This window comes from Prosthecobacter sp. GW821-HT29F12, assembly GCF_058803405.1.
In genome coordinates this window covers 7,192,802-7,210,478 of the sequence record NZ_CM179517.1, presented here as the reverse complement: position 1 = coordinate 7,210,478, position 17,677 = coordinate 7,192,802, and the positions used below count along the sequence as shown (strand labels likewise).

Genomic DNA, 17,677 nt, shown 5'->3' with positions numbered 1-17,677 from the left:
TTGGGGTGAGGGTCGAAGATGGGTGGGCGATGGCTGCTGTCATCCATCATTTTGCTTCCAGGTCTGGTCGATGTAAGCAATCAGGCTGGGCAGTATTTTTTCCAGGCTGCGCAGCGTCTCTTCATACGCTGAACGCCCCTGTCCAAAGGGGTCGGAAACGTCCCTGCCGCGCAGAGCGTCTTCGGCGGCAAATTCAGAGACAAGATAAACTTTGTCGGCCTGCGCGGGAAACTCATCCACGATGGCCGCCATGTGATGCGAGGACATGGCAAATACGTGCGTGGCCTGCTCCAAGGTCTTCTGATCAAGCATGCGGCTCTGAAAACTGGCCAGATCGAGACCGCGTTCCTTCAGCAGAGCCGCCGTGTGTTTGCTGGCAGGCATGCCGGGTGCCGCAGCCACACCTGCGCTGGAGACCTGATAGTCAGTGCGTTCCCTGACCAGATCACGGAAAAGCGCTTCCGCCATCGGGCTGCGGCAGGTGTTGCCAGTGCAGACAAAAAGAACGTTTTTCAAGATGCTGAGCGGGTTTGGTTCGATCCCGCCAGAGCAGACGGGGGAGGTCAGTGTGTCGCGACACCATCATTTTGTCAAAGGCGGAGCAGTTTCTGCTCATAAGCATTTTCGTGGAATATCCCGCTTGCCAAAGGGGAGGCTCATGGGCTTTGCTTCTGTTCCTCTTATTTTCAAGCGCTTAAACATCGGATGGCGGAACGATATAAAATATATGAAAAGCTCGGCATGGGCGGCGTTGGAGCCGTCTTCCGCGCTTATGACAGCCAGTTGAAGCGCTGGGTCGCCGTCAAACGACTGCTGACCGCCAACGAAGCCGACGTCGACAAAGGCGTCGCTTCCGAGCTGCGACGTGAGGCCGATGCACTCGCCTCCCTGCGCAATCCGAACATCGTGACCATCTTCGATGTGGCTAGCGATGACGAAGGATTGTTCATCGTGATGGAACTGCTGCAGGGTGAAGACCTCGCAGATGTCGTCGCCCGTGGCCCGCTGCCCTACGATGATTTTAAAGAACTGGCCTCGCAGACGCTTGAAGGACTGCTCGCGGCGCATCAGCACCACATCCTGCATCGGGACATCAAACCGGAGAACATCAAGGTGGAGCGTCTTCCCGGTGGCCGTATGCAGGCGAAGATCATCGACTTCGGTCTCGCACGTGCAGGGCTGCGCGCCCGCAAGCAGACGGAAGACCAGGAAGGCACGGTGATGGGATCCATTTACTACATGGCTCCCGAGCAGCTCACACGTGAACCCGTGGATGAGCGCACCGATCTCTATTCACTGGGCTGTGTTTTCTATGAAGCTCTCTCCGGCAGAAAGGCGTTCGATGGAGCTTCGATGGCCGAGGTCATCGACAAGCACATCGACCATGTGCTGGTGCCGCTGCATGAAATCGCTCCGCATGTACCGCAGTGGCTGGGAGCTTGGTGCGCGCGCCTCATGGCCCAAAAGCCTGATGACCGCCCGGCCAACGCGCAGCAGGCCATCGAAGAATTCCGTGCTTGGGAAAAAATGCCCACCATGGTGCCCTACGGCCCTTGGATGGGCATGTACGCACCGCCGCCCGTTTATATGCCACCGGGCATGCCTCCGGGAACAGGCACGGTGCCGCTGACGGGTTATTATCCTCCCCCCGAAGCGCAGCCCGTCTATGCTGAGCCTGTGGCCGTGGAAGTCATTCCCGAGGCGCAGCCTGTTGTCGAGGTCGCCGCACTCACGACGCCCCTGGCCCCAGCGCCACGCAGGCCCGGCACCGGGCACACGACTGCGATGCAGCGCCCGCCATCGGCGATCCGCTCTTCATCCACCCCGGCTTCATTCATTCAGACAAACGCGAAGCTGATTAAACAGATCGCCATTATCGGCGGAGGCATCATCGTGCTGGGCATCGGCGGCTGCTTTTTCTTCGGTAAAAAACCCGGCGCTTCATCTTCCAGCAATTCGGCGCTCTCAGCCATTGGCATCTCGTCCAATCCGCCCAAGGTCAGCTACCAACTCCCACAGGACCGACCGTTTCCGCCTGTGGACCGTGGCATCGCACTCTTCTATGTGGGCAACACCGCCAACCTGACCAACCGCAAAGGAGCCGACGGCAAACCCGCCCAAGCCAACCCAAACGAGCCGGTCATCGAGTGGCATGACCTTTCTGAGAGGGGTGGCGACAACATTTTGCGCAGCTATCAGAAGAGTCCAGACTACGCGCCCAAGCGCGTCAACTGGCCGGAAGCCGCCAAGGGCGGCACCCCGAAGCCGGGGCGGGTCGTGCTCGATTTCCATTCCCGCAATGGCAAGCCCTGCATCCTGGAGCTTGATGATACGGGCTCTGAGACACAGAACATGCCCTTCGGAAGCAAGGATGTTGGAGTCCCCAACGATAAAGGCCTCACCGTCGTCATCGCGTTTCAGGCCGATGCGACCAAGCTCCCCACGCGTGTTTTCACCCTCGGCAATGACGACGGCACCACGGTGTCTTTGCTGGTGGACGAGAAGAAGAATCTCGTGGTAGAAGTTAAAAATGCAGGCGGCAGCCCTACGCTGACCTCGAAGGATGTGAACGGCACGCTGGCCTGCCTCGCCTTTGTGAGCTGGAACGCCAGCACGGGCCTCGTGGAACTCCGTGCACGCGATGCCGATGGCAAGGCCTTCACCTCTTCCGGCGGCAAGTCCACCGCTCCTTCCAAGCCCCTCAACTGGCTGCTGATCGGCCGTGGCCAGGACAGCAGTGGTGGAAGCGTCAGCCCACAGGATCAATTCAGCGGCTATCTGGCGGAATTATTCGTTTACTCCATCATCTTGAAGCCTGACCAGACCCAGCTCATCGATGGCCGGGTGCGTGATTGGTACTTCCAGCCCGCAGCCCCTGCGCCTCTCAACACCCGGCTGAGAACGAAGCTTGCCTGGATCGAGCCGCGCAGTGCCTGGAAGCTAAACGCCAGCCTCAAAAAAGAAGACTGCGCAAAGGCTGTGGACAACAATACAGGGTCTCGTTGGGCCACGGGAGTTCCCATGAAGGGCGGCGAGTGGTTCACCGTTGAACTCCCAACCGAGGAAAACATTGCCGGCTTGGCCCTCGACAGCCAGGCCAGCTATCAGGACTACCCGCGCAAGTATAAAATCGAAGTGTCGTCCAACGGCACGCAGTGGAATCCCACAGATGCCCAGGGAGATGGGAGTGTTGTGACCGAGATCGTTTTCAAGACACCGCAGAAAGCGCGTTTTGTTCGCATCACTCAGCTGGGCACAGCAAGCAGCTACTGGGGCATCAACGAACTGGTTCTGTTTAAGAAGTAGCCAATCGCCCTTTAAGGGCGGCTCCTCTCAGTTCATCACATCACGCAAGGCTCCGCGCAGGAGGTGTGCCTGTTCATGACTCAGCCCAGCAGGAGCAGCCACTGCGGCATGCACAATCCCGGCGGACGTTTCACACGGGATCACAGTGAGCACTTTCCCAGATGCCAGCGGCTGGTGAATCACAGGAGGCGTTTCACAGGCGGACATCGCGCTCGCACGGATCGCCGCTCCGCATGCCATCATGGTGGAAAGCACCAGCCCGGCTTTCGCCTCCCCACCCCACAGGACTTCACCGTCATCACTCATCACAAGAAGCTGTCCGCCCCCATCATGCAGAACCTGCCGCGCCCAGCCGGCAAATGCAGCCAGTCGCACTTCACGCGAGCCTTGCGGAATTTTAAAAGCGGCTGTCTGAGGAGAAACGGCCGTGAATTCTGGCACAGCATCATCTGTGTCTTCTTCATTGCAGAATTCGGCCTCCTCGGGGGCGCCACTTCCATCATGAAGAGGAGCAAACACTGAGATTCTTTCCTTGGCAGGTGGCTCCACTGCCACACTCTCGCTCATGCGGGTGAGGATGCCCGCGTCGGTCGCACGCTGGCGAATCGCACGCAGTTTGTCACGGATTCGACTCAGGGGCAGCGCGGCAGCGGGGTTGGGAATGGACAGACCGTGCTCGTCATCATCCGTTTCATCTTCCATCACTGGCGGTGGCTCTGGTTCGTAAGCCAATGTTTCAGCATCTACTACAGCAGGCTCTGGCCTCACGGACGGTTCCTGCCAGTCCATGGCAAATCCCCAGGCCTCGGCTGCATTCCCAGGCAAGGATTCTGGAGTCGTATCTATCTCAATCAAGCCTGACGTTTCTTCCACGCCTGCCTCCTGAGGTGCGATCTGCGCCACCAGCGCCTTGATCCGCTCGGCATCAATCCATGAGACTTGCATGGCCATGCTCCCTTTCACGTTCGTGGGTCAATCCAATCCGCTGCTCCAGCTCGGCTGCGATCTGGTCAAAAATCAACGCTTCGGGCGGCGGGTTGCGCTTTGTTAGCGCCACCGGCACCCCCAGAGCACTCGCTTCGAGAAACGAGGACAGGCGCGGAATGCTCTGCTGAAACATCAGGTTTGCAGGCAGCATTTCGCGCAGCTCACGCGCAACCTTCAGGCTCATCTCATTTTCCCGCATCACCATCGTCAGCAAAATGCCCGCAACACGCACACCAGCCCCCTCTGCACGAAAACGCGCCAGAGTCTCGAGCAAATGCGGCACGCTGCGGATCGCCAGTGGCTCGGCCTGCTGGGGCAGCACCACAAAATCACAGGCCTTCACCACGGCTTCCGTCGTGCTGCTCATCCCGGCCGCTGTATCCATCAGGACGACATCGACCCCTCTCAGTTCGGCTCCCCGCAGCAAATCGGCCAGACGAGCCGGCACCTCATGAGCCGACCAGCCCTGCCGTGAGCAGGTGTCATACTGCCCGGCGGGTACGATCTCCAGCTCTGGGAGCCGCGTTGGCACCACCATTTTGTTCAAATCCCCGCCTCGAACGAGAAACTCATGAAAGCCCTCACGCGCCTTGGTGCTCTTCGCCAGCGACAAGCCCACTCCGCCCTGCGGATCCGTGTCGATCAACAGCACGCGCCAGCCACGCCGCGCCAGAGAGTAGGCGAGGTTGATGCATAACGTGGTTTTACCCACGCCGCCTTTCTGACTCGCTGTTGCAATCGCTATCACACGTCGATGCTAGGATGGGTTTGCCGAATGGCAAGGAAGTTGCGCGGCAGACCATTCAAGATTAAATCCCGCGAGTCTCCCGCTGGCGGGGATCATCTCCTGCCCCCTCACATGAAACCGCCTCTATGCTTTTCCTGTCTGGCGCTCTGCTTGACGAGCCTGTCCTGTGAACGCCACACGGAGCTCAAGCGTGAAATCGCCGCACTGGACGCCACACTTAAAAAGGACGAATCAGCCACCCAGCAGTACGATAAAGACATCGCCGCACTCGGTGGCAGGGAGGGGTTGACGCATCTTCTCGAACAGGGCCAGATCAAAGAGAACCAGCTGCGTCCGTTGGAATTTGTCAATGGCCCCAGGACGCGCAAGCTCTCCGCCATTGAAACCGAGTTCGCCAAGCTCAAGCCGGCCGCTGAAGCATTCAAAGCCGCGCAACCCAAGTAAGCCACATCACAAAACACCGTGTTTGAATTCCGTTTCAGTTCCTTTCTCAAGGCCCTGCTTTTGCTCGCCTGCATCATCGGCGGCTGCGACTACCTTGCCAAACTCGACAAACTCAAGGCGGAGCTTGCCGAATTGAAATCCCAGGCGGGCACCGCTCGAGAAACAGCAGAGCTGCGCCGGCAGGAATGGACTGAGATCAAAGCCGCCAAAGACAAGCTGGATCAGCTGGAAGCACGCATGACGGAGGTCATTCGGCAGCGCGACCTTCTGGACACCAAAGAGCGCAAACTGACCGGCGAAATCAAATACATGGCAGATTCCATGGCGGCAGCTGTGGAAAACATCCGCACATTGGCCATCGGCACGGTGATACCGGAACTCAGGCTGCCAGGACGTTCAGCCCTGTACAATGCCAAAATCTTCAAGATCAACGACGATTCGATCTCTTTTCTGCACGAAGATGGCGTGGCCAATCTGCAGGCGAAAACCGATGAGCTGCCGGTGGAGTTGGTGCAGAAGTATGACCTCGGCCCGAAGTCCATCCATGCCGGTCTGCTGCGCCTGCTTGATGAGCTCAGTGCGCCGACGACCTCCAAATCAGCCCCATCCGGCAAGCCCTAGGGCTTGTAGAGTTTCTTTTGCCTCTTCAAGAGGCTCTCTTTGCACCACTTTCCGCATGCAAACATTGTTTCTAAATGTATTTATAATCAGAACATTCTTTCATTCCTAGCATCTCCACAACATTACCTAATGTACCGCCCCCTAATTTTAACCGGCCTCGCAGCCACTCTTTTTGCAAGTTCCTGCGATAAAGTTGGCACCTTGAATAATGAGCGGGCCAAGGTCGAAGTGGAGATCCAACAAATCAGAAAAGAAATGGCCTCTATTGATGATAAATTCGAATCGCTTCGAACCATCCCTGTATCAAACGGAATGACCTTGGAGCGTCACCTTGAAGAGTCGGTGAAAAAAAATGTGGAACTGGAGGCAAAACAGGCTGCTCTAAGCAAAACATGCGCCGAAGCCGAGGCTGCTCTGAGCGTATTTCGTCCCCGTTTGGAAAACTACAAAGCCAAATACCTGTACTAATCATGTTTGAAGAAAAAAAAGCCTGGGCCGCTCTCTTTCTTGTTGGCCTTATTATAGCGTTTAGTTATTATATTAATTACGAAGACAAACTAAGTGCGGCCAGTTCAGCTCTACAAGAGAGCAAGTCCCAGTTGACAAGCATGAAGGAATTGTTGCCTCAAAAAAAGAAGGCTTGGAGCGAAAAAGAGCGAGTTGTTAACAAGATCAAGGCTGAGAATGACAAAAACACCGCTCTCCTCGCGGAACAAGACACCTTGGACCAGCGTTATCAAAAAGCTGAGAGCGACCTCAAGTATGCTCTCAACTCCATGCAAGAAGCGGTGGAGAGAACGAGAAACAACGCTCCCGGCACCGAACTGGGAGAGATCAAATTAGCCAACGGCAAAACTCTGCTTAACGTTAAAATTCGTAGAGTGGAAGAGTCCGGCATTTCTTTCATCCATGCTGATGGCGTGGGCACAATTCCAACCGATCAGGTTCCTGAAAACTTGAAGGAACAATATGATCTGGGGCCGAATGCTCTTGTCTCCATGATTCAGCATGCCCAAACAGCATTGCTGCAAGAGTCAGGAACGGACGGCACCAATAATTTATCAATCCCGCCCCTCGAAATACTTGGCAGTTCGCCTTCCGCAAACACCATGGCCAAAAAAATCGCCGTTGATGATTCCAAGATAAAAAGTATCAAATTGCGGATGGCTGAGTTGGATTCACGCATCGCAAACTGCGCCGGTTTAGTGACGCAATATCTATCTGCGGCAAAAAGCCATCAGGCGCTGGCTGAGACAGCCAAATTTCGCGGGGTCCCTTCCACGCGGCACACTGACAACGCGAATAAAAATCTAGCCCAAGCAGCTTTGCTGGAGAATCAAAAGGCAGGCCTGGTTGAAGAACGTGGAAAGCTCGCCATCGAACTCGACTATGCGATAAGAGGCAAGTAACGCCAAGCTCCACTCGCCATCTTCGGATTCGGCGGAGTGAAATGAGCCATGCAGCCAATTATCATCGCATCAAAAGTCTGCCGGTCCAAATTCGCAGTTTCGGTGGGTTAAGGATTGGCGGAGTTGCTGGATCTGTTAAACAACGGTGATTTTCACTGTGCTGCCACAAGGACTGTCTTCATCGTGCCTAAATTCGAAATGACCTTTTCGAGGCTGGGAGCCTCTACTGCCGCGTCAGTTTTCATCCAACCATTCGGCATAAGCCGTAGCATTTATTCTTGTCACTTTTGACACCTCCTGATCTGATGCTAAAAATATCCAACATGAAATACCCATGCATTTTCACTGCTTTGGCTGGCATTCTATTGACAGGCGCCTGTGATAAAAATGAGTCCATGTTTAAAGAACAGGCTGGTTTGGAAGCAGAGTTCCTTCAAGGCAATGAAGAGCTGCAACATCTCGACGCAGAACTGGTCCAAGGCACCAATACCATCGACCTGAATGTGCTGGCGCAACAGGAAATGGAATGGGTGAAATACAATGCCGCAATCGAACAGGCTGTGGCCGGGCTGAAAAAAAAATGCACCCAGGGTGATGATCTGCTGAAAAAAGTTCAATCCAAGCTTGATGCCTACAAAGCCCTCAACGCTCAATAATCCCCACCACCATGCTTACCTCACCCAAGTTTTGGCTTCTGGTTGTAATCGGCGGCGGCCTCGGTGGCTATTTTTATCATGATTATACCGCCAAGCTCAAGGCATCAGAACTGGCTGTGCAGGAAGTCACCACCCGACTTGCCGACCAACGCAGTCTCATCGCTCAAAAGAAAGCGTTCCTGAATCAACGCCGCGATACCATGGAAAAAAATCAGGTGCTTCTGAAGGCCAAGGGCATCCTCGACAAGCGCCTTGAAAAAATCAACGCCGACCTGGCGCAGAACACCGACTCATTCAAAACGGCAGTGGAGAACGCACGTTCCTCTGCCGCTGGCAAGGAATTGGGAGATTTCACGCTAACCAATGGCAAGCTGGTCCGGTCTGCCAAAATCCGCAAAGTGGATGAATCAGGCATCTCATTGATCTATGCCGATGGCGTTGGCACTGTTACGGTGGATCTGCTGCCTGAGAATTTGAGAGAGAAATATGATCTGGGAGCGAACGCCCTGATACCCAAGCTGATTGCTGCAGTTACGGCTTTTAAAACATCACCACCAGAAGCAGCGCTCACATCAAAGTCCCCAACCAGTGAGCCAACGCCGCCGGAAATGGCCAAGGCTCAAGCACCAGCCACCTCCAGCGTGACGACAACCATACCTGCGCTGGCGGCGGGTTCATCCTTTGATGCCGGTTGTCTCATCATCATCAAAACAGACCATGGCAGCGGCTCAGGATTCATCGCCCAGGTGAATGGCAAAACCTACGTCTATACCAACGCGCATGTCATCTGCGGCACGCCCAAAAGTTTCACCTCCAAGATTGAAAGCATCAAAACGGCATCGGGACGGAATATCCCGATTCCATACGAGATTGAGCTTTCGAACACATACGATCCAAATTCATCCAATGGCCTTGAAGACGTGGCACGTTTCCCTGTGACGCTCAAAGACGGCGAGACCTCTTATGCCCTTGTAGACACCAATTTTTCGGTCGCCGTCAATCAAAGGGTAACCGCCTATGGCAACAGTCTGGGAGGCGACGCTGTGACTTCGCTTGATGGTGCGGTGCTTGGTTTGGGAAGTGACCGAATCGAAGTCAGCTGTCAGATCGTACCTGGCAACAGCGGCGGGCCAGTTGTACTCACAGACACAAAGCAGGTACTAGGTATCTCAACCTACCTGGATTCAGGCAAAAGTGACATCTGGACCCGGGGAACCGTTTTCGAAAATGTAAGACGCTTTGCGGTGAGGCCTGACAAGGTGACCAAATGGCGGAAAATGCAATACACCTCACTGATGAGTTCCTTGGCCGAGCTGAAAGCTTTCCACCGTGATACTTTGACTTTGGCTGCCGCATGCTATCTCGACCCCAAGCCCAATCGCGGAGGGTTTGACATTCCCAGCCGGCCCCGCGGTGACTACATTATCCGCCAGGTCATTGTGGATGGCAGCAGATTTACATTAGGCGCGGCCATCAGCAACGGCATTGCCAAGGTCAATCAACGGCTGGGGTTCACGAAAGGCACAATGGCCATCACCCAGGTGGTTCCTGTCTTCGCTGAATTCTTTGGCTCCGTGGCCCAGGTTTCATCATCACAAATAAGCATGCTCTCCAATGCAGACCGAGCTCCCTATCTGAAGCAGTTCATTCCTGAATTGCTGGAGATCAGAAAAACGATTCATGCCAATTTCCTCAATGAAGGCGCCACGCGCTATCGCTGAGAAATTTCACTTCTTCACGTCGGCGACCTCCGGGTTCAGCGGCGTGTAGTGCTCCATGTAGCCGATCATCATCTCGTCGAAGGTCTGCTGCCCCCAGCGCACGGTTTTGGTGGGATCAGGGTTGGCCGGATTGCCAGAGCTGTTGTCATACACGGCGGTGATTTTCACCGTGCTGCCACGAGGCAGGAAATGCGGCATGGCGTAGTCGTAGCGGAGCTGCCAGTTGAAGTCGTATTTGGGGATGTCCAGCAGCGTTTCGGTCTTGCCGCCGGGCAGAGTGACCTCGAATTTGAAGGCCTTGCCGCGCACGTGCATGTGGGCCATCCAGGCCATCACATTGACATCCACCGGCAGCGTACGCTGGGCCACCTCCACATGATTGGCCTCTCCTGGAGGGATGCTGAGGCGTGTATTGGACAAGCCGGTGGTGTGAACGACATATTTCGGCAGTGCCTTGGAAAACAGCAACCCCATGCGGATCGTGTCTTCCACCGCCTTGCCGTTCGGCGTGTAGTGAATCTGAAAGCTCACCGTCGCGCCCGCCGGCAGCTTGCGGGCAAAGCCATCGGGGTAAATCTGCTTCGTATTGCCGGGAACATAGGCAGCCCAGTAGCCTTCAGCGCCTTCATCACCACCACCGCGCACCTTGCTGCCTTTTTCATGCACACTGACAATGACGTGATGCACGACTTCGCGGGCGCTGGGAAGAATCTCATAACCGCGCACCCAGCGGTCTTCAGGAAATTCGGTGGCCACAGTCACGCGCTGGTAGGGCATCGTGCCTTCGGCCTTGATGGCAATCGGCTTTGCGGCGGCGATGATTGCATCCGGCTTGCCAAAGCTCCATTCGCTGGGGAAAACGCGCGGCTTGGGCGCATCCGCAATGTCGCCTTTGGCACGATCCGCGCTCAACCATGCCAGCAAATCCGAACGATCACGTTCGGATAAAGAGCGGTCATTGATCCAAGGGGAGTGCGCACGCCCTTCAAGCGGAGCGGCAAACCACGGCGGCATGGCCCCGCGCTCCACCTGCTTGCGGATCATTCCAGCGTGCTCGATCACCGCCTCATACGAATCCAGTGCAAACGGCCCCACGCCGCCCTTGTGATGGCACTCCACGCAGTTTGCCTGCATGATGCGCGCGATGTCACGGTGATAAGTCACGGGTGTGCTGGCGATGCCTTGTTGCGCAGGCAGATCCAGCGCGCATCCCGGCGCACTGGTCGCGACCAGTTCTGCCGGCTCGCCACGCAGCATCGCAGCCACGGCATCGCGCAGGTAATGATGCTGCGGCTCATTCTTCGAGTAGCCGAGGCCATATTGATCATTCAGAGCACCGCGGTAAACGAGCGTGCGTGCAGCATCGAGCAGGAACACCTCCGTTGTGGTCGTTGCAGCTAATTGCTGCGCAAGTGTGCCAGCCGCATCTGTAGCGACTGGGGAGACCAGCTTGTGGTCTGCGATGAACTGCGTGATCTCCTCGGCTTTCTGTCCTGGAGGTGCGTTCACCAGCAACATGCCCACGCCCTGTTCCTTCAGATCTTTTTCCAGTCGGGCAGTCTCGGGCGCCAGCTTGCCGCTGATCGGGCAGCTCGCGCTGAATAGTGCAATCACGAGGCCGTTCTTGCCTGAGGCGCTGCTCAGTTTGATTTCGCTTCCATTCAAGGTCTTCAGGCCCAGATCTGCCACCATGCGCCCCACCCCATGTTCGCTGCCCTTGAGCAACGCAGGCGCTTCCTTGAAGGAAGGATCCTCGGAGGCGGGTTTGATAGGGCTCTCAGTGGTCGCGCTTCCCGTACTGCCGCGCTTGCGCAAAGTGGCGATCACCTTCTCCGCCTCTTCCAACGTCACCGAGCCGTCTTTGTCCGTATCAAGGCCGTTGAACCATTTCTTGTTCGGCAATTCCTCAGCGGTCAGTTTGCCGTCGCTGTTCTTGTCCATGCGCTTGAAGAGGACGGGCGTTGGCTCGTCACCTACCCCAGCGGGCAGATTGCCCGAGAGCTTGCGCATTTTCTGGACGGCTTCGAGCGCTTCGTCATGCGTCAGCTTGCCATCCTTGTTCAAGTCCAGCCGGGGCAGGTAGTTCGCGCCGTTCATTTCACTCCCACTGATGATGCCGTCGCTGTTCTGGTCGAACGCCTTGAATTTTTCGTCGAACTCAGTTTGCTGCGCCTGCGCACGCAGACCGACGACGGAGAACGCCAAAGCTGCGCTGCCGAGCAGAATGAAGAGAGCTTTTTTCATGGGAAGATGCATGGGAACACGCTGTGTGACCTGAAGTTTCCTGCCGTATGACAGGATCATCCAGCAAAATCACCGTTGTACGATTGACGCTGCCTCTGCGTTCCGTTTGAATCCGCCTGATGAGCAACCGCATCCTCTCCCTCCTGTCCGTCATGGCCTTCGCCAGCACCGCTGCTGCCGAAGTGGCCTATGAATTCGTCCCGAACTTCATCACCCCGCCTCCAGGTAAAGAAACCATCGGCGACGGCCACGGCGAAATCGCCGTGGATTCCGCCGGCAACATCTACGTCAGTGTGCAGGACAAAGACCCCGCCCTGGCAGGCCTGCAGGTGTACGGCAAGGACGGCAAGTTCATCAAAACACTCCCTCTCCCCCCTTCTCTTCATGGCTTTGTGATTCGCAAGCTTGGCGGTGGTGAGCACATCTATGCTGCCGTGCTTGGCGAACAGAAGGTCATCAAGTGCAACCTGGATGGCAGCATCGTGATGGAGATCCCCACCAGCGCCTTCCCGGCTGAACAGCGTGATTTTGTGAGTGTCACCAAAACTGACGAGACCGATCCGAAAAAGAAGACTCCCATCGCATCGGGCCTGAAGATTGCTGATACCAAAACAGAAATCACCCTGAAGCTCGCTGACGGCACCGAGAAGAAAATCGCCAAGGAAAAGGGCGTCGCTGCAGCTGGCGGACTCAAGCTCACCAACTGCGACGTGGCTCCCAATGGCGACATTTACGTCGTCGATGGCTATGGCCGCAGCTTCATCTTCGTGTTCAGCGCCGATGGCAAATTCAAGAGCGTTTTTGGCGGCCCTGACAAGCCCCTCGCGCTGGCAAACGCCCACAAGATCTTCATCGACACACGCTTTGAACCCGCCCGTGTCATGATCTGTGACCGCGGCCACAAGCGCATGCTGCACACCGACCTCGCAGGTAATTTCATCGGCGAAATCGCCACCGAAATGCGCAACCCCAGCTCCGCCAGCTTTCACGGCGATCTGATGTGCGTGGCAGAAATCGCCGGCAACGTCAGCGTCTGGGACAAGGCCAACAAGCGTGTGGCCGATCTCGGCACCAGCCCGGAAATGACCAACACCCCCGGCATTGCCCCCAAGGACTGGAAGCAGGGGGTCGTGACCAGCCCGCATGGCATCACCTTCGACAACGATGGCAACATCCTTGAAACCGAGTGGAACAAGTGGGGCCGCGTTTTGAAGTGGAGCGTGAAGAAATAATGATGCGCCTCGCGCGATCCATCCTCATTCTCGCCGCAGGGGGAGCCGTTCTGGCCCCCCTGTGTGTTTTGGGGCATGGAGCCGAATTTTTGAGCGCCAAGCTCACCCTCCTGCCGGATGCGGAGGTGCTGCTGGAGGTCACCGCTGACTACGGCAGCAACCCGCTCATCATGGATGAATCTGCTGCGCTGGATGCGCTGGCTGACCCAGTACGCCTCAGGCAGCACGAAACTCTGCTGCCGCTTGCCCATCTGGCCACGGCAACCCTCTCGCAGCACCACAACTGGGCGGATTATGCCCCTGCTGCCTACCTGCCCTCCGGCACCGAAGGTGAAGATCATGCCTTGATCACCTCAGCCTGGCGCTGGCGCAGCGCGGAGCCAGAGATCGTTTTTGAAATGCCCAAGGGCAAACTCCACGACGTGCTGCTCTGGACGCACGATGCAACGCATCCTGACGCGCCGCCCAAGTGGATGCTCCTGCTTGCGGGAGATCGTTCCCGCCCCATTTCCATCCAACTCACGCCTTGGTGGCGCAGCTGGATGGCGGCCGCAGGAGCAGGCGGCCTGGTTTTGGTCGGAGTTTACTTCGTCTCGCGGAACTTCACATTGCGCCAGCGAACGCTGTAGGGGCCGGTGCCGCCTTTGATGCCGTGTACTTGAAAGCCAATGTAGCCTTCGGGGTCATTGGGCTGGGTGAAGTCGGCGGCAGGCACTCCGTTGACGAAGCTCTGGTAATGATCACCCTTCACCACGATGCGGTAGTGGTTCCATTCGCCCTTTTTGAAGGCTGCCTTTGCGGCATCGGTCCGCACTGCGTCCGTTTTGGTCAGAATGCTCCACCAGGTACCGCGACGTGCTTCATCATAGAAATCACCGGCAGTGCCGTTGATGGCGATCTCACACTGCGGTCCGTAGAGGCGTCCGGCTGGAAGCTTGCCTTTGGCGCCCTCAGGCACTGGATCGCCTTCTTTGGCAATGTGGCTGCGCACCTGCACGCCTGAATTCAGCGCATCATCCACATTCACTTCGAACTCGAGTTCGAAATCTTTAAACGGGCCGATGGCGAGGAAAGTGTTCGGGCTGCCTTCGGTGGTAGTACCGGTCAGCACCCCGTTTTCCACTTTGTAGGTGGCTTTGCCGCTGATGACTTGGCCGCCTTGCAATGAGCCGTCGGCAAACCAGTTCTGCCAGCCACCTTCTTCCTTGGTTTGGGCGTTCAGACTGAGAAGGGCTGCCCCGAGCAGGGCGGCAGGGAGAGAGATACGGAGTAAGCGTTTCATATGGATTGGGCGGTTTTGAACGCTGTTCGAGACCGTTTTCCATCGCTAACTGCCAGATGCTTAATGAACCTTAAATAAAACCGGGGTTTTTATGGGGTTAAAACCCCAAATTAATGGAAGCCAACCTTGACCATCGGGTCAAGTTGGAATTAAAATGGGGTTATTACCCGGTTATTATTGGATGGCCCGCCCCTCAAACACCTTCGACTCATTGTCACTGACGATCGCGATCACACCGCAGATCAAGCAGTACCTCGAAGACATGACCTTGAAGGGCACGTTTGGCAGCAGCCCCGCCGAGGCGGCGAGGATGCTGTTGAGCAATGGGATCGATGCCATGTTGAACTCGGGTGCTTTGGACAGACGCAAATGGACTCTCAAGGACGGACAACTCGTGCTTTTGACGCCGGATCAACCTTCACTATCATCATGACACTGCAACACGATCCTCAGGCTGACTCCACTGTCTTCTCCACCCTCGTTGAAGTCGAAATGACCGACATGGACCGCAGCAAGAAAGGCAGCTGGAAATCCGAAACCCGGCTCTCGATGCTATCGCACGAGATCACCCGATACATGCCTGAACTCGCCGCCCTCCTAGCCGAAGGCGGCAAGCAGAAGCTGTTGGCTGCTGCCTAAGTTGGAAGCCGCCAAAGAGCGGTAGAGGATGTTAAAGTAACGCCACTAAAGTTACAGCCCGCCACTGAGCAGGCCCCAAGGACCAAGCCGTTCGGCGGCTTTTTTGCGCAGGATCGCCTGCTTTTCAGCAGGGAGATGCTGGCAAATACGATTAAGCGAACCCGCCACGCTCACGTCGGCCTTCTGCCAGACTTCACGGCGCAATGCCTTGAATTCCGTGGCCGCTTGCAGCAGTTCCGCATGCACCGCTTTGCGCTCGGAATCCGTGAGATCAAGCTCCGCCACCATCTGGGATTCGATCTTGCCCACGACTCGGTCAACCGGTGCGTGTGACTCATCAGGATGTACCATGGCATGCCGAAGGATTCGACGCAGGACCAGCAGTCCTCCGCCAATGCCGCAACCTGCCCCTAGGGCAAAGACCAGCAGCAGCAGAAGAACCGCTTTCCAGCGTGACGAGGTGTTGGATGGAGTGTTCATGGAAATCAAATGCCTGCAAACACGGGGCCCTGAAGCTGCCAGATCCAGGCAATTTCATTCACGACTTCGAGGCTCTCGAGGCAAGCCAGAACGGCTGCAGCAGCGAGACACCCAAAACTGGTCTGCAGCCATCGGGAACGAAAGAGACTGAGAACATCGTCCAATAGAGACACGGCTTGTGACCGGGAGGAGGTGATTTCAGCGCGAATGGCAGCACGCAGATCCAGGTCTGCTGGCGAAGGAGCCGATCGTGCAAGGTGTGTGAGCTGGTCCCAAGAAGTGGGTTTACGAGAGGTTGTATCCATGGCGTGTGAGGATGGTTTTAAGGCGCTGCCGTGCACGGAAGGCTTTTACCTTGGCGTTGACTTTGCTCCAGCCGAAGTGCGCGGCGATGTCACCCAGTGGCATTTGTTCGAGGTGGAGCAGCGTGAGCAAGGCACGGTCATCCGGCGGGAGATGCGAAAGGATGAACTGCGCACTGGCAAGAGCGTCGCTGGCAGTTGGGACGTCCTCCGCACTGGCGATGTGGTCGAGAGGATTGGATTCATCGGTCGGCTGAACGAGGCGCGAAAAGGGTGAACGCTGATGCTTGCGGCAGAATTCGAGGCCGATGTTGGCCGCGATCCGTTTGAGCCAGTGCAAAAAGGGTCTGTCTGGCCGCCACTGGGGCAATGCGCGCCAGGCACGCACAAACGTCTCCTGCACCATGTCCTCAAGATCGGCACGGTTGGCGGAGAAGCGATGGAGCATGGCGGTCATGGTAGACTGGTGGCGTGTGATGATTTGATCAAAGGCATCGAGATCTCCAGCCTGCGCCGCCTGAATCAGGACGAGGTCATCGTCCACAAGGCTTTCAGTTTGAGCGGCGGCGGTCACAGCTGGTAACGCAGGTAATTCCAAAACGGAGAATGGCAACGAGGCAGACCTAAGAAGATCAAGCCTCGTTGCCGTGGAGCGCATTCAGCGCAGCGCTGAGGCGAGCGCGCCATCGACCATGCCTTCGATCTCTGTGCGGGCTGCTTCGTGCTGTTTTTGCTGCTCCGGCGTGAGCAGGGGCCGGACCTGCGCACCGATGCGGGCCATAAGCAGCGCACGATCTCGTGCGGCATCGCCGATCTTTTCCGCAGCAGCCTTGGCGCTGCCGCCTTCCTTGACGGCTGCCTCCATGGCATGGCGAGCGGCGCGGCTCTGGTTGATCTGCGCATGAATTTCCTCACGGTGCTCTGCGAGGATCTTGCTGATCGCCGCCTTCTGTTCTTCGTTGAGCGGCGTCTGCTTGCGGAAGTTCAGAAAGTGACGCACCGCCGTGCGCACGATCTCGCGGATGGAGGAGCGTGTTTGATCAGGGATGATTCCTTCGCCGATGTCGGCGCTGCGGCCGAACGCCATCGCAGGGATGGCGGTGGCAAGGCCAAAGACGGCGAGCAGTGACAGTATCAATGTTTTCATAATTTGGCAGTGTTGGAGGTTTATTGATTCTTTGTCGTGGTGGTGGTCGCCGACTTGGTCTGACCATTTGGCCCCGTGGCGCTGCGGGTGGCGGTGCGGGTACCATCGGCATGTGTCACGGAACCACTGGTCGTGGCGGTTTTGCCATTCGGGCCGGTGACCGCACCGCTGGAGGCGCGACCGTTTTCGATGCGAGTCACCTGCTGGCTGGCGGTGGCAGTTTTGCCTTTGGCTCCAGTCGTGGCGGCGGTGCGACTGGCACCGGTGCCAGGAGTGACATTACCAGCAACTGCACGCGAGCTGGTGCCTCGTTTGGTGGTAAATGAGGAACTGCGGCCGAAATCGCGCGCCTGCACGCTTCCGAGGGTGAAACCGAGAGTTAGGAGGATGAGGGTAGTTTTCATGATGTGATGTGGGTTTGGATGGATCGCGGCTTGAGAACCGCACAGTGAGCCGAAT

General features: G+C 56.7%; 20 protein-coding genes. 11 read left to right on the top strand and 9 right to left on the bottom strand.

All coding sequences use genetic code 11. The features are described from left to right. Nucleotides 1-39: 39 nt before the first annotated feature. Nucleotides 40-516, bottom strand: coding sequence for a low molecular weight protein arginine phosphatase (locus AC3RLQ_RS29745; protein WP_493032447.1), 477 nt, complete (start codon nt 514-516; stop codon nt 40-42). 189 nt (nt 517-705) lie between these two features. On the opposite strand from AC3RLQ_RS29745, the gene AC3RLQ_RS29740 reads away from it, so the two are divergent. Further along, nucleotides 706-3,306 carry a protein kinase domain-containing protein gene (locus AC3RLQ_RS29740; protein ID WP_493032445.1) on the top strand — a complete coding sequence of 867 codons (2,601 nt, stop codon included), beginning with the start codon at nt 706-708 and terminating at the stop codon, nt 3,304-3,306. A gap of 27 nt (nt 3,307-3,333) precedes the next feature. Here the strand turns inward: AC3RLQ_RS29740 and AC3RLQ_RS29735 are convergent, their stop codons facing one another. Both AC3RLQ_RS29735 and AC3RLQ_RS29730 read right to left on the bottom strand, forming a co-directional pair. Beyond that, nucleotides 3,334-4,251, bottom strand: coding sequence for a hypothetical protein (locus AC3RLQ_RS29735; protein WP_493032444.1), 918 nt, complete (start codon nt 4,249-4,251; stop codon nt 3,334-3,336). Further along, nucleotides 4,232-5,041, bottom strand: coding sequence for a ParA family protein (locus tag AC3RLQ_RS29730; protein WP_493032442.1), 810 nt, complete (start codon nt 5,039-5,041; stop codon nt 4,232-4,234). The genes AC3RLQ_RS29735 and AC3RLQ_RS29730 overlap by 20 nt, the downstream gene beginning before the upstream one ends. A 111-nt stretch (nt 5,042-5,152) precedes the next feature. Between AC3RLQ_RS29730 and AC3RLQ_RS29725 the strand changes: the two genes are divergently transcribed. The 6 genes from AC3RLQ_RS29725 to AC3RLQ_RS29700 all read left to right on the top strand — a co-directional run bounded on the left by AC3RLQ_RS29725 (nt 5,153) and on the right by AC3RLQ_RS29700 (nt 9,892). Beyond that, entirely contained in the window at nt 5,153-5,485 is a 333-nt protein-coding gene (locus tag AC3RLQ_RS29725) for a hypothetical protein (protein WP_493032440.1), read from the top strand. An 18-nt stretch (nt 5,486-5,503) separates the two neighbouring features. Further along, complete coding sequence (locus AC3RLQ_RS29720) at nt 5,504-6,106, top strand: hypothetical protein (protein ID WP_493032438.1); 603 nt, start codon at nt 5,504-5,506, stop codon at nt 6,104-6,106. Nucleotides 6,107-6,235: 129 nt separating this feature from the next. Continuing rightward, nucleotides 6,236-6,574 (top strand): hypothetical protein, encoded by a 339-nt coding sequence (locus AC3RLQ_RS29715; protein ID WP_493032437.1) that lies wholly within the window; start codon nt 6,236-6,238, stop codon nt 6,572-6,574. A gap of 2 nt (nt 6,575-6,576) precedes the next feature. After that, nucleotides 6,577-7,515, top strand: coding sequence for a hypothetical protein (locus tag AC3RLQ_RS29710; RefSeq protein ID WP_493032435.1), 939 nt, complete (start codon nt 6,577-6,579; stop codon nt 7,513-7,515). Between the two features lie 323 nt (nt 7,516-7,838). Further along, a complete protein-coding gene (locus AC3RLQ_RS29705; RefSeq protein ID WP_493032433.1) occupies nt 7,839-8,171 on the top strand; it encodes a hypothetical protein in 333 nt (110 codons plus the stop codon). An 11-nt stretch (nt 8,172-8,182) separates the two neighbouring features. Continuing rightward, a complete protein-coding gene (locus tag AC3RLQ_RS29700) occupies nt 8,183-9,892 on the top strand; it encodes a S1 family peptidase (RefSeq protein ID WP_493032431.1) in 1,710 nt (569 codons plus the stop codon). Between the two features lie 6 nt (nt 9,893-9,898). On the opposite strand, the gene AC3RLQ_RS29695 is transcribed toward AC3RLQ_RS29700, so the two are convergent. After that, complete coding sequence (locus AC3RLQ_RS29695; RefSeq protein WP_493032429.1) at nt 9,899-12,136, bottom strand: redoxin family protein; 2,238 nt, start codon at nt 12,134-12,136, stop codon at nt 9,899-9,901. A 119-nt stretch (nt 12,137-12,255) separates the two neighbouring features. Between AC3RLQ_RS29695 and AC3RLQ_RS29690 the strand changes: the two genes are divergently transcribed. Together AC3RLQ_RS29690 and AC3RLQ_RS29685 are read left to right on the top strand one after the other, a co-directional pair. Then, nucleotides 12,256-13,368: an NHL repeat-containing protein gene (locus AC3RLQ_RS29690; RefSeq protein WP_493032427.1), complete on the top strand. Its 1,113-nt coding sequence runs from the start codon at nt 12,256-12,258 to the stop codon at nt 13,366-13,368. Further along, nucleotides 13,368-13,997 carry a hypothetical protein gene (locus AC3RLQ_RS29685; RefSeq protein ID WP_493032425.1) on the top strand — a complete coding sequence of 210 codons (630 nt, stop codon included), beginning with the start codon at nt 13,368-13,370 and terminating at the stop codon, nt 13,995-13,997. The genes AC3RLQ_RS29690 and AC3RLQ_RS29685 overlap by 1 nt, the downstream gene beginning before the upstream one ends. Here the strand turns inward: AC3RLQ_RS29685 and AC3RLQ_RS29680 are convergent. Then, nucleotides 13,952-14,650, bottom strand: coding sequence for a 3-keto-disaccharide hydrolase (locus AC3RLQ_RS29680; RefSeq protein WP_493032423.1), 699 nt, complete (start codon nt 14,648-14,650; stop codon nt 13,952-13,954). The two genes, AC3RLQ_RS29685 and AC3RLQ_RS29680, sit on opposite strands and share 46 nt — an antisense overlap. Before the next feature lie 181 nt (nt 14,651-14,831). On the opposite strand from AC3RLQ_RS29680, the gene AC3RLQ_RS29675 reads away from it, so the two are divergent. Together AC3RLQ_RS29675 and AC3RLQ_RS29670 are read left to right on the top strand one after the other, a co-directional pair. Beyond that, the gene (locus AC3RLQ_RS29675; RefSeq protein ID WP_184341943.1) at nt 14,832-15,083 is read left to right on the top strand and encodes a hypothetical protein; all 252 of its coding nucleotides are present in this window, start codon (nt 14,832-14,834) and stop codon (nt 15,081-15,083) included. Beyond that, nucleotides 15,080-15,289 (top strand): hypothetical protein, encoded by a 210-nt coding sequence (locus tag AC3RLQ_RS29670; protein ID WP_397381378.1) that lies wholly within the window; start codon nt 15,080-15,082, stop codon nt 15,287-15,289. The genes AC3RLQ_RS29675 and AC3RLQ_RS29670 overlap by 4 nt, the downstream gene beginning before the upstream one ends. Before the next feature lie 51 nt (nt 15,290-15,340). Here the strand turns inward: AC3RLQ_RS29670 and AC3RLQ_RS29665 are convergent, their stop codons facing one another. The 4 genes from AC3RLQ_RS29665 to AC3RLQ_RS29650 all read right to left on the bottom strand — a co-directional run bounded on the left by AC3RLQ_RS29665 (nt 15,341) and on the right by AC3RLQ_RS29650 (nt 17,622). Continuing rightward, entirely contained in the window at nt 15,341-15,769 is a 429-nt protein-coding gene (locus tag AC3RLQ_RS29665) for a hypothetical protein (protein WP_493032421.1), read from the bottom strand. Between the two features lie 285 nt (nt 15,770-16,054). Then, complete coding sequence (locus tag AC3RLQ_RS29660; RefSeq protein ID WP_493032419.1) at nt 16,055-16,645, bottom strand: RNA polymerase sigma factor; 591 nt, start codon at nt 16,643-16,645, stop codon at nt 16,055-16,057. 84 nt (nt 16,646-16,729) lie between these two features. Next, entirely contained in the window at nt 16,730-17,218 is a 489-nt protein-coding gene (locus tag AC3RLQ_RS29655; protein WP_493032417.1) for a Spy/CpxP family protein refolding chaperone, read from the bottom strand. 20 nt (nt 17,219-17,238) lie between these two features. Further along, nucleotides 17,239-17,622, bottom strand: coding sequence for a hypothetical protein (locus AC3RLQ_RS29650; protein ID WP_493032415.1), 384 nt, complete (start codon nt 17,620-17,622; stop codon nt 17,239-17,241). Nucleotides 17,623-17,677: the final 55 nt, after the last annotated feature.